Annotated in this window: 12 protein-coding genes; 8 read left to right on the top strand and 4 right to left on the bottom strand. The window is 38.9% G+C overall.

The window, feature by feature from the left end; translation table 11 throughout:
* Positions 1 to 16 precede the first annotated feature (16 nt).
* The 7 genes from NSS67_RS29330 to NSS67_RS29300 all read left to right on the top strand — a co-directional run bounded on the left by NSS67_RS29330 (position 17) and on the right by NSS67_RS29300 (position 5,641).
* The gene (locus NSS67_RS29330) at positions 17 to 832 is read left to right on the top strand and encodes a S41 family peptidase (RefSeq protein WP_339317295.1); all 816 of its coding nucleotides are present in this window, start codon (positions 17 to 19) and stop codon (positions 830 to 832) included.
* Between the two features lie 17 nt (positions 833 to 849).
* Positions 850 to 1,026: a hypothetical protein gene (locus tag NSS67_RS29325; RefSeq protein ID WP_339317294.1), complete on the top strand. Its 177-nt coding sequence runs from the start codon at positions 850 to 852 to the stop codon at positions 1,024 to 1,026.
* Positions 1,007 to 1,198: a hypothetical protein gene (locus tag NSS67_RS29320; RefSeq protein ID WP_339317293.1), complete on the top strand. Its 192-nt coding sequence runs from the start codon at positions 1,007 to 1,009 to the stop codon at positions 1,196 to 1,198. The genes NSS67_RS29325 and NSS67_RS29320 overlap by 20 nt, the downstream gene beginning before the upstream one ends.
* 251 nt (positions 1,199 to 1,449) lie before the next feature.
* Positions 1,450 to 2,580, top strand: a complete 1,131-nt coding sequence (locus tag NSS67_RS29315; RefSeq protein WP_339317292.1) for an ROK family protein — start codon at positions 1,450 to 1,452, stop codon at positions 2,578 to 2,580.
* Positions 2,581 to 2,600: 20 nt separating this feature from the next.
* Positions 2,601 to 3,323 carry a 6-phosphogluconolactonase gene (locus tag NSS67_RS29310; RefSeq protein WP_339317291.1) on the top strand — a complete coding sequence of 241 codons (723 nt, stop codon included), beginning with the start codon at positions 2,601 to 2,603 and terminating at the stop codon, positions 3,321 to 3,323.
* A gap of 15 nt (positions 3,324 to 3,338) precedes the next feature.
* Entirely contained in the window at positions 3,339 to 4,250 is a 912-nt protein-coding gene (locus NSS67_RS29305; RefSeq protein WP_339317290.1) for an ROK family protein, read from the top strand.
* 5 nt (positions 4,251 to 4,255) lie between these two features.
* Positions 4,256 to 5,641: an alpha-galactosidase gene (locus NSS67_RS29300; RefSeq protein WP_339317289.1), complete on the top strand. Its 1,386-nt coding sequence runs from the start codon at positions 4,256 to 4,258 to the stop codon at positions 5,639 to 5,641.
* Positions 5,642 to 5,784: 143 nt separating this feature from the next.
* Here the strand turns inward: NSS67_RS29300 and NSS67_RS29295 are convergent, their stop codons facing one another.
* The 4 genes from NSS67_RS29295 to NSS67_RS29280 form a co-directional block, all read right to left on the bottom strand.
* Positions 5,785 to 6,759, bottom strand: coding sequence for a tRNA-dihydrouridine synthase (locus NSS67_RS29295; protein ID WP_339317288.1), 975 nt, complete (start codon positions 6,757 to 6,759; stop codon positions 5,785 to 5,787).
* Positions 6,760 to 6,970: 211 nt separating this feature from the next.
* Positions 6,971 to 8,128: a DUF4179 domain-containing protein gene (locus tag NSS67_RS29290; protein ID WP_339317287.1), complete on the bottom strand. Its 1,158-nt coding sequence runs from the start codon at positions 8,126 to 8,128 to the stop codon at positions 6,971 to 6,973.
* On the bottom strand, positions 8,115 to 8,648 hold the full coding sequence (locus NSS67_RS29285) for a sigma-70 family RNA polymerase sigma factor (RefSeq protein ID WP_339317286.1): 534 nt from the start codon (positions 8,646 to 8,648) through the stop codon (positions 8,115 to 8,117). The genes NSS67_RS29290 and NSS67_RS29285 overlap by 14 nt, the downstream gene beginning before the upstream one ends.
* A gap of 270 nt (positions 8,649 to 8,918) precedes the next feature.
* The gene (locus tag NSS67_RS29280; RefSeq protein ID WP_339317285.1) at positions 8,919 to 11,165 is read right to left on the bottom strand and encodes an AraC family transcriptional regulator; all 2,247 of its coding nucleotides are present in this window, start codon (positions 11,163 to 11,165) and stop codon (positions 8,919 to 8,921) included.
* A gap of 248 nt (positions 11,166 to 11,413) precedes the next feature.
* On the opposite strand from NSS67_RS29280, the gene NSS67_RS29275 reads away from it, so the two are divergent.
* Positions 11,414 to 12,337: an ABC transporter permease subunit gene (locus NSS67_RS29275; RefSeq protein WP_339317284.1), complete on the top strand. Its 924-nt coding sequence runs from the start codon at positions 11,414 to 11,416 to the stop codon at positions 12,335 to 12,337.
* Positions 12,338 to 12,340: the final 3 nt, after the last annotated feature.

Here is a 12,340-nt window from a genome sequence, read left to right as displayed (position 1 = left end):
TGGGATGGTGTCAGGCATGTTATTTGCAAGAAAGAGTTCAAATGCGACTGAGCTGATCATGGAATGTTTAAAGTATTATGAAGCTAACGATATTTATTTGAATCAAAACAATGAATACCTAAAATTGAGAGACGGTCTCCTTAATTCAAATAGAATTGACCTCAATTCCTTTAAACATTTTGTATATGCCACCCGGGAAACCCAGTTTACTGATTTTCTAATTGGTGTCGCACATTCGGGTAGTATAGATACAAAAGAGCAGAATCATTTTCAATATAGGCTAGTGAATGAGTATCTGTACATAAGCCTTACTTACTTCACGAAAAAATCGGTTGACCAAGCCATTGAAATTATGAGCCTGTATAAGGATAGACCCTATCTGATATTGGATTTAAGGAATTCTCCAGGCGGTTATGTCGATGCATGCATGTCTTTCTGTAGAATGCTCATAGATGATAAGAAAGAAATCGTAACCTTGTCTTACAAGAATAAAAAAACAACCTACTACACGGATGATCATGCGCTGATAAGCTATAAAAAAATTTATATTTTTGTGAATGAACATACTGCAAGTTGCAGTGAGATTAGCGCTTTAGCGCTAAAGATTAATTTGCAATTTGTCCGATTGATAGGTAACCAAACAAAGGGGAAAAAATGCGGACAAGAAATCATTGTGAATAAGTCAAGTGGGTTTTCCATGATAATTCCTGCATTTACATGGAAATGTAATGAATATGGAATAGAAGATCTCCAGCAATTGCTGTATTATGATTGTGATGCTGATAGACGCTTCGTAACTGATGAGGATTATTATAGTATGGTATTTACTTGAAAATGGAGGGGTAGCTGGTGGCTGATAAAATAAGTGGAATTCTCTTTCTTTTTATTGCCTATTTAATTATAGCGGCATTAGCTTTGATAGCAGGCAAGCGGAATTTGAAGCATAAGCCTGAGCTAAAAAAAACGCTTTTAACTATAGGAGGTATTTTTTTAGTTATCGCTTTTTTTGTTCTGTTTGTATTTTAATTTGAATATTTTGAATAATACATTCTTCAAGAAAGAGGCAAGGATAGAAGAGGCCCTGAACGCAACTCGCGTTGCGGTTGAAGAAGGTATCGACTACAACGCTGCTACTGGTATCGTTAACCCTTCTAAAGTAATACGTTCCGGCTTCAAAAAGCTTGATTTCGGTTTGTGAAGCGGTCACTGTTAGGAATAATAAATAAACTAAAGGACACTTCTTAATAAATCTGTTAAGGAGTGTTTTTATTAATAAGTTATGTATTAAGATAGAGAACAGATTAATTTAAGGAAGTTAAATAAATGAACTTGAACTTTCACTCCAGTGAATATAAAATGAATTTAAGAGGTCGATTCAGACCTGTATTTTTTTAAATAATTATTTAACTTTATTTATTAATTATATTAATAATATAACGAGGAGGACATATGAGATCATTTCTGCCCAATGATATTAAAGATGAGAACAGGAAAATAGTCTTTGATATTTTGCTTCAACATCCTGAACTGGCGAAAGTCGAGATCACAGAAAAAACGGCAATGAGCTTCGTTACTGTAAGCAAGATTGTTACCTTTTTTGAACAGATCGGTTTATTGACTGTCACTGGTGAAAGTCGAGAAGGATCTGGCGGCTTGGGAAGAAAACGTACGGTTTACAGATTTAATGAAAACAGCTATACGACAATCGGAATACAGATTATTGGCAGCACGATTACGGCATTACTCATTAATCTACACAGCAAGATTATAGAAACGTATTCGATTGAAACAGACATTCCGTTTTATAGTCAGCAATTCACTTCGATATTTATAGAGATTGTGGAACATATGAAGGATAAAGCGAAGGAAACGAATAGTGTTGTCTTAGGGATTGGTATTGGCGTTGATGGCGCGATTAATACAAGAAAGAAAACGATTCGGATGAGAACTCATCAAAATAAAGAAAACGACTTTAAGTATGAATCGATTATTGAAAATCTCAAGCGTGAAGTGAACTTGCCCATTCTTCTAGAGAATGATGTGAACGCAGCGACTGTGGCGGAATTTCGGAATCTTGAAAACTCAGATCAAGCATCAACGAGTCTCATTCATATAGCTGCAGGTGACGGGGTCGGGGGCGGCTTGGTCATTAACAAAGAGCTACACCGCGGCGTTAATGCAAGTGCGGGCGAGCTGGAGTATATGTGCTTTGATTCAGAATATAAGCGGACTCCATCTTCAGTCGGTTGGCTGGAAAGCAGATTAGCCATTAAGTACTTGTTAAGCACATATGATTTGAATTCAGCTAATGATGTAGAAGCTTGCATTGATTATGTTTCCAAGAATCTGGCATTAACGGTTACCAATATGATCAGCATCTTGGATATCGACCAGGTCATTATTAGCGGTAAAACGGTAGCACTGTTCCCGGAACGTATATTGGACCGCACGAAAAGCTATGTCGAGCAATATACGGAGTGGACGCCTCAAATTTCGGTGAGTAAGTTACATCAATCAACAGCAATCGGAGCAGCTATACTTATTCTTCAGCAAGAGATAATTAATGTCATCTCGGAATAAACAACAAGGAAGTGAACAATATGATCAAAATCTTTGATTGTGAAGAGGAAGTAGCAAACGAAATTGCTAGAGAGATGAAAGATCATTTAATTAACGATCAGCGCCCCGTGTTCTGTCTGGCTTCAGGGAGTACTCCACAAAAAAGCTATCAGAAATTTGCCAACGAGGCAGACATCCACTCGAAGCTCAAGAAGCTTAACATCGTTAGCTTGGATGAGTGGGTTGGCATAGACAAAAGCTCTGAAGGCAGCTGCTATCAGATGTTGAATCAAGATCTATTCTCGCAGATTTCACTGGATGGCAGCCAGATTGAGTTTTTTGATGGAACATCGCCGGATATAAAGCAGGAATGTTTGCGAATTGATCGCTTTATCGACCAACACCCGATTATATTCAGCTTGATGGGCGTAGGCATGAACGGACATATTGGATTAAATGAACCTGGCAGCCCGGTATTGAATCGTAGCAGTGTAGTGGAGCTGTCGGAAACAACAAAGATAGTCGCTCAAAAATATTTCCATAAGCAGACTGAATTAAAGCAAGGCATTACATTAGGTTTGGAACAGATTACAAGTAGTAAAAGAGTTGTTGTCGTCATAACTGGAGAGCGCAAAGCTGATATCGTGAAGGAGATTTTCACAAATCCTGACGCACAGCTGCCTGCCCAAAGATTGCTCGGTTATGAGCATATAGATTTCTATTTGGATGCTGCAGCAGCCAAATATATTGATCAGTCATCATAGATGAGGAGCGTAAATATGGGTAGCTTCGTTATTGGAGTAGATATTGGAGGTACCAATATTAGAGTTGGATTAGTGAACGAGCACCTTGAACTTGTTCGGAAGGAGTCGGCATTAACAAGAGATTTCCAAGATGCTGACGAAATTTTTAAATCCGTCAAGGAAATGATTGCGAAAGTCGATCATGAACAGCAAGCAAGCAAGATAGGCATTGTATTGCCAATTCCTTGGAATGATCAAACAGAAATCATTCGAGATGTAACCAATATCCCTTGCCTAGAGAATGTTAGTATCGAAACCATCAGAGCTTTCTTTCCGAACTATGAACTATTTTTTGAGAATGATGTAAACGTGATCACCGTGCTTGAATCGGATCATGGAGCTTCCAAGCCGTATAACCAATCCATTTATATAACGGTTAGTTCCGGAATTGGATGCGGTATCATTCTTGATAAAGGAATTATTCACGGAGCTCATGGATATGCGGGCGAGATCGGAAGCATGATTATTTCCGACAGCAAAAGAAACCATTCAACGTTGTATAACGGCACTTTGGAATCTCTATGCAGCGGCATTGCTCTTGAAGCGGAAAGTAAGTTTTTATATGGTAGAGATGCCACAGCGGGTTTGTTGTTTGAACGGTATCATATGGGAGACCGGCAAGCGATTGAAGTGATTGACAGGTGGGTTGAGTACTTTTCCAACGCAATTGTTTCTTTGGTGCAAATGATTGATCCAAATATTTTTGTTATCGGAGGAGCGGTCATTCACCACAACCAGTGGCTGATTGATAGCATTATTGAAAGCGCTAAAAAGAAAGTTCTTCCACATTTAAAAGAGAACATTAAAATCGTATTGACTGAATTTGGCCCTGATGCCGGAATTATTGGTGCCGGCTATAACATATACAAAAAGGAAAAAGGAGCTTGAAGACAATGAAAAAGTTGAAAGTTGCGTTAATCGGAGCAGGAAGCATTAGCTTTGCACTAGGTGCACTTCAAGATATTGCGTTGTCAGAACGTCTGAAAAATCAAGTAGACCTCGAAATCGCGCTTATGGACATTGTAGAAGACAATGTGAATAGAACGTACAAGTATGCAACCGAATTGTTCGCGGCATTTTCTCATTCTGCGAAGATTTGGCAAACGACTAATTTGGAAGATGCATTAAGAGATGCTGACTTCTCCATCGTTGCGATTGAGGTAGAGAGATATCACTACTGGTCACAAGACTTCCACATTCCACGGCGTTACGGCAGCAAGCAGCTATATGGTGAGAATGGCGGTCCAGGATCAATGTTCCATACATTGAGAAATCTAGGTCCGATGTTGGAAATTGCAAAGACAATGGAGAAGGTGTGTCCAAATGCTTGGCTAATCAACTACACGAATCCGGAAGCAAAATTGGTGGAAGCGATCTCCAAATTAACTTCAATCAAAGTGGTAGGCTTGTGCCATGGTTTAGACATCGGCATTCATCAGCTAACTGAATTTCTAGAGATGGACAGTAAAGATATCGCGGTTGAAGGCGGGGGATTGAACCACTTTGGCTTCTTCACGAAGATCTGGAACAAGAATACGGGAGAGGATTTATACCCTCTATTCCATGAGAAAGAAAAGCTAGCTAACCGTTTGGCACAATTCGATCATGTTGGATTATCCAGAACGTTGTACCGTACGTATGGCTACTTCCCTTACCCGGGAACTAACCATTGTGGCGAGTATATTTCTTGGGCAGAAGATTTCTATGCTGGACTACCCTTGCAGTTCCGTTACGATCCAACAAGTGAGCAGCTGTGGAAGAAAGACTCCAGAACACCTGAATTTATATACTGTGCAAGCGGGAGTACTTTAGATAAAGGCTTGTTCGAGAAAACGATGAATCTAGAGCTCTGGATAGAGCAAGCTTATACGTTCGATAAAGAAAAGGTTCAAATCAGTAATGAATATGCAGTGCCAATTATCGAAGCGATCTTCTTCGACGATGAAATCGAGTTGAATGCTGTAAATATGCAAAACAATGGAGCTATTAAAGGACTTCCAGATGATATGGTCGTTGAAACACAAGCGGTCGTTAACAAAAATGGTATCTCATTTAAGCCAATGACGGTTGAACTGCCAACTGCCATTATCGGAACGATCCATATTCAAGGTACAATCCATAAGCTGCTACTTGAGGCGTTTGTTGAAGAGTCGAGAACAAAATTGCTGCAAGCGATTCTGCTTGATCCGCAAGCTCCAACATATTATCAAGCTTGTGCGATGATCGATGAAATGTGTGAGCTGCAAAAAGAAGTGCTGCCAAAACTTGAGTGGAAATAAGACATTATAAAAATTAAGTATATACGAACGGCTGCTACGCAAATTAAACGGCCTTAGTCCGATGGAATTCAGACTAAGGCCGCATAACTGATTTTTATTTTGTACTGTTTAATTGACGGGGGCAATTCCCAGGTGGGTAGGATTCAATCTAATTCTTGATCTAAAATAGGTTGTACTAACCGACGTACTTCATCTGTTGACTTTGTATCCATTAATTGGTTTCTTAGTTCACCTGCACCTCTAAATCCACGAACATAGATTTTGAAAAAGCGAAGAAGCGGTTTAAAATGACGTGGCACTTCTTTAGAATATTTATCGTGAAGATCCAACTGTAAAAGAAGTAAATTGAGAAAATCTCTCGCACTATGTTCTTTAGGTTCTTTTTCAAAGGCAAATGGATTGGTGAAAATGCCGCGTCCAATCATGACACCATCAATGCCGTATTGTTCTGCTAATTTTAATCCTGTTGCGCGGTCAGGAATATCTCCATTAATGGTTAACAACGTATTTGGAGCAATTTCATCGCGCAATTTTTTTATTTCAGGGATTAGTTCCCAGTGTGCATCTACTTTACTCATTTCATTTTTTGTACGAAGGTGAATGGAAAGATTCGCAATATCTTGTTTCAATATATGTCCTAACCAATCGCGCCACTCGTCAATATCAGAGTAACCTAATCTTGTTTTAACACTAACCGGCAATCCACCTGCTTTTGCTGCTTGAATAATTTCTGCTGCAACTTCAGGATGTTGTATTAATCCAGCACCTTTTCCATTGGCTGCGACGTTTTGTACTGGGCATCCCATGTTTAAATCGATACCAACAAACCCAAGTTTTTTCATATCAATACTCATCTGTTCAAAAAATGCAGGTTTATCACCCCAAATATGAGCGACAATCGGTTGCTCATCTTCTGTGAACGTTAATCGACCACGTACACTGTCTTTTCCTACAGGGTGACAATAACTTTCTGTATTTGTGAATTCAGTGAAAAACACATCGGGTTTTGCAGCTTCACTAACGACATGACGAAATACAACATCTGTGACATCTTCCATTGGTGCTAATATAAAAAACGGCTTCGGTAAATCAAGCCAAAAATTATGTTCGTTACTCATATTATCTCCTCTTGTTGCAAATTCCCTTACCCATCATACATAGTATCATTTTTTTTCGTTTGATGCACAAAATCAATTGTGTGAGTGACAGATACATTTTTGGTGTCTAGGATGCACAATTAAATGAAAAGACGAAGCCAATTATGGCTTCGTCTTTTGTAGGTTGCATACCATTATAATCTTAGAGATTAATCTCCTTTTTATAGAGGAACTATTGCACCGAAAGTACAGTCTCTAGCTCAGGGATATATTCCTTGACCATATTGTTGTCTTCCCACCGTCCTTTAACCCCAGCTGGGGCTTGACCTTCGGATACGACTAAGTACGGTTTGATGGTTACGGTACTCGGTATAGTCTTGAAGGGTTCAAAACGAATATTATAAGATTCGCTAATGGGGTGAGCACCGATGGGCTTCAGTTGAACGCCATTTTCATCCACGATGTCAAAATTAAGAGCGATGATGCCCCCGTTGGCACCCTTGTATTTCGACGGGATAGAAGCGAGCATTTCTTCTACGCTCTGGCCCGGTTTGGTTTTGTACTCAACGGATACCTGCGTTGTGATGGGGGTGATTTCCACCTTACCGATCTGCAAGTTAATGTTATCGTGATGCTTGGTCTCCTCTGAAGTTAGAACGGTAACGGGCGTTGATTTTGTAACAGGTAGAACGAACTGGAATGGGACATCGTAACCCTTTAACGTTACATTTACAGTCAAGTCAAACTGATCAGGGAACTGGACAGTCTGGTTAATGCTAGTAGTGTTGGTAACATCAACGATTATGCTGGAAGCAGTCTCACCGTCCATGTGTTCGTAACTCCAGAGCAGAGGTTGGCCTTTATAGAGAACCTCAAACTTATCCACCGCCCCTTTATTGGCATCTGAAGGCGGCGAATTGGGCTCCGAAGCTAGCCGGTTTCCAGGCGTGGTTATGTTCATAAGAATTCGGGTTCCGTCAAATAACAACGTTGGGATATTCATAGTCACCTCGCCATGGGTCACGCTTTGGTTTACGTTTGTAATGAAATCATCAGCTTGTTGAACACCGGGATCTCCGTTGTTTTCGCCCCATAATGAATAGATTTGTCCCAGAAGCGGAATTTGCTTGAGTGCATCAGCCATTGCGGGCGATACAAAGCCGGAAGCAATGAGTGTAACGCCAAGGATTGCAGCGGCTGCAGTGGAAGCCCACCATTTATTAAAAGTTCTTGATACATTTTTCTTTTTCTGAATGGGGGAAATGGAATTATCGGTTTCCCTGATGATTTGGTAAGTCTCATTCAGCTTGGAGCGGGCAATATCCGATAACTGATCGGGAAGTAGGCTTTGGCAGCTCTTTAATTGTTCTTCTAATTTAGTGTTTACCATGTCGCAACTCCATTTCTTGATTGAATTGTGATGAATGCTTTAGCTTTTTGCGGGCGCGATGCAGCCGGGTCTTCACGGCTACCGTAGAAATTTCGAGAATGTCAGAAATTTGACTGATCGGCATGTCCTGCAGGTAATGAAGGATAATGACAATCCGTAGGTTCTCCTCTAGATGTTGAACGGCATCCCATAATTCGATTTTCTCATAATCCTTGGAAGTGGAAGGGACGTCGGGAAGCTCTCCATAAGGTAGGGCTCTTGAGTTACTTTTGAGCATTTTGTTGCATTCGTTAATTAGGATCCGGAAGATCCACGTTTTGAAAAAAGCGGGCTCTCTGAGTGTATGGATGGACTTAAAGGCTTTAAGCATCGTCTCCTGCAGGGCATCTGCACAATCTTCGTCTTTGTTGACGATGGACCTTGCAGTTCTGTATAAAGGCAACTCCATCTCTTGCATCAACTGCATGAATGCTTCAGGGTCCCCAGCTTTGGCTTTGACGACAATAGGATCTGTATGCAAGGGTTCACCTGCTTTCTTGACTAGAAGTATTTAGAATGTTCGTAACGTTACGTATTTATTAGATCGGGTAGATCGCTAGAAGGTTACATGGAAAAACAACAACGTATTTAAGGACAAGCAAGCTTGCGTCCGAGCTACAAGCTCCGCACAAGAATGTTGTGAAGCGGAACGCTGATGGTGCAGGCGATCACCGCGAATTGGAAGTGCAGAAAACCCACCCTCACGGGTGGGCCTTTTTGTTGCTTAACAAAATTTTGATTTCTGGATTACTCAAACATTTATCTTTTTTCTATAATCGCTCGGGGTTATACCAGTACTATTCTTAAATAAACGATAAAAATATGAACTACTAGTAAATCCAGTTTTTTCAGCGATATCAATAATGGTGTATTCAGAGGTCTTTAGCAGCTCTTTGGCTTTATTCAACCGCATTTCGCTAATTATATCAGATAGTGGTTTTGTCGTTAATTGTTTATATAACCGGCTCAAATATATTGGGGACATCGAGAGCTCGTCTGCAATTGAATTTAAGCACAGGTTGGAATTGCTATAATCTCGCTCAATAATTTGATGTACTTTTCTAATGAGGTCTTCTTGTTTTGTACTTCGTTTCTCTTCGAGCTTTTGACTTATTTCTTCAAATATTTTGAAATATGGAGCGTTGATTTCTTCCATGGTTTCAACATGATTTGGTAGTAAGAACGTTGAATCAAATTCGGGCAATGTTAAAATCGCATTGTTCTTTTTTAATGCTCGCAAGACGTTATTAACGGTGAGTGCTAAATGCGATATGACAAGTTGAACAACGGTAAAAGAATATTCTGATATTTCTCCTACGATATCGATATAGATGCTCCGTGCCTTATCCGTATTTCCTGACATCAAGGAATCAATGAACTGTTTTTCTTTCTGAACGGGAAATATATATTCTTTGGCTTTTAAGTCCATAATGTCAACGGAAAAGAGGATGCTGCCATACCCTTTGAATAATCGATGGTAAGAAGCCTCAAGTACTTGCTTGTAGACTAAAATGCATTGCTCGATTGATTCCTTCACAGGACTAAAGGTAATTGTGATGGATAATTTTAAATGTTTGGTGATTGACAGCTGCATAAGCTCCGCCATTTCAATCAGCGAATCTCGTTCCATATTATAAAGCGGATCATGGAAGTTGAGTATAAGTAAAAGACTATCATCCCCCATATCAATGGCTTCGACTTGAAAGATCGGTGAGGCAACTTCCGTACAAATGTTCATTATGGCATATTTGAGCAATTGTATATCTTCTTTGTATTTCTCGAGTAATGACGGGAACTGATCGATCCTTAACAAAACAATCAGTGATTTACTATTAACCATAAGCTCTGAATTGAAGAAATGCAATTTTTGTTGTAACACCTCAGCATTATTCGTTTCTCTACCCAGAATCGTATTTCTAAGGAAGTCTTGCTTGAGAATATGTTGATGATTACGTCTTTCTGTTTCCAGGGTTTTGAACTTGCGTATGACTTTGTCAATCGGGCGATACACACTATGGGATAAAGTTAACGAAGTCAACAATCCTAAGAGAAGAATGCCAATACAGATAAAGAGTATTCGATACCTCAATTCATTTATTTCTTGAGTGATATTGCTATAAGGGGTAATTCGAACATATTTCCAGCCTAATGAATCAGGTGAAGTATACGTTATTAAAGATTTAACTCCATCTACTGTGTCTACAAAATATGTGGATTCTGAAGTATCCTGAATAATTTTCTGTATATAGGTTTTATCAGATAGATCAGTTAGCATCGCTTGCTTGTCATTATTGGAATATAATATTCCATCCTGATTAATGATAAACGTGTTATTCTCCGATAATTCTTTCTCCGATGGATCCATTCGCAGGCCTAACCATGATGCCGAGATATTGACGACGACAGCTGCATTTAAATCTTTATTATCATCAATGACGCTATAACACAAGTAAGTGTAGCTTGATACAGGAGTGGTCTGAGTCGAACCGATGTTATAGGTTCTGGGAATCGGTTGGAAGGGAAGATGATCTTTGAATTTCTTGAAAAGGTCTAGAATTCCATCATCATCAAGTTCGGACTTCGGTTGAATTCCGCTTCGTGAATTATTGGAACTAATATAGAACTGATTGGATTTCGCATTATATACATAAATGGATTCAATGAATGGTAAGGATGCACGATAATTATCAAGTTGTTGCTGTGCAAAAATGACATCATAGATATTCAAGTCTGCATAATACAACAACTTAGATACCGCAGAATCATAGTAAATCTGGGAGGACAGTGAGGTAACAGTCTCTGTCATAACAGATAATTCTGTTTTAATTTGATTCAGACTATTAGAATCGGAACGATAAACTTGTTTAAGTGCGATGTTTGTGAAGTCCATATAAAGAATAGTTGAAGTTATCAAAAGGGTAATAACAACACATCCAATAGAGCCAAGCAGTATTCGGCTGTAAACTTTTTTATGCTCTTTAGACCACTGTTTTATCATTTGTTGAAACCCCTTTCATCGCTGGTCTGAGTATAATTCATCAGTCTGGCGCTTTCAATCAAATTTATAAATCAGCAGCCGAAATTAGGTTAAATGTAGTGAATATTCACAAAAGTACAGAAAGTTCATACTTCACAAGTACTGAGATTACAGCAATGTGTGTCATTGTACAGTATATTATCGAATCCGCTTCTTCTATGATTTGGAAGTAAGATTCACGAGGAATTCTATTCAGGAGGAGGTCAGTCATGTTTAAGAAGAAAGGTTTTTTATATGAATTAAATAAGAATAAAATCATGTTTTTGATGATAGCACCGACACTGCTTTTTTTCTTAATAAATTCTTATGCTCCAATGGTCGGCATCTATTATGCATTCACAAGTTATGATTTTGCAGGTGGTTTATTTGGAAGTCCGTTTGTAGGATTAGACAATTTTAAATTTTTGACGCAATCTGGAATTCTGTTGAAATTGACAATCAATACGCTTGGATACAACGTGGTGTTTATCATACTAGGTAACGTGGTATCTATAGGGGCAGCAATCCTATTAAGTGAAGTCCGTGGGAAGTTATTTAAAAAATTATCACAATCCATTATGTTTCTACCCTACTTCGTTTCGTTTGTTCTGATTAGTGTTTTAGCGTTTAATATGTTTAATGCTGATTCCGGTTTTGTTAATCAGTTACTAAAATCGTTCGGATTTGATCCAGTAGACATATACAATACACCATGGCTCTGGCCATTTCTGATTACAGCATTTTATTTATGGAAAAACCTAGGTTATTCCATGGTCATTTATCTTGCATCCATCATGGGAATTAGCGATGAGTATTACGAAGCTGCCAAAATTGATGGTGCAAATATTTTTCAGCGAATCTGGTATATTACCATACCTATGCTGAAGTCAACATTTATCATTCTGCTCTTATTTGCACTAGGAAGCATTATGAAAGGTCAATTCGATCTGTTCTATCAGCTTGTCGGGAACAACGGAGTGCTCTTCAACGTTACGGATATTGTCGATACTTACGTTTATCGATCTTTGAAAGTTAATTTTGATATTGGTATGGCAACTGCTGCTGGTTTGTATCAGTCTATCTTCGGATTTGTAATGATTATGACAGTGAATTATATCATCAAGAAAGTTAATGATGATTATGCATTGTTCTAAAAT

Origin of the sequence: Paenibacillus sp. FSL R10-2734 (assembly GCF_037963865.1) — a bacterium.
GTDB lineage: Bacteria > Bacillota > Bacilli > Paenibacillales > Paenibacillaceae > Paenibacillus_AQ.
This window is presented reverse-complemented; position numbering and strand designations above follow the sequence as displayed.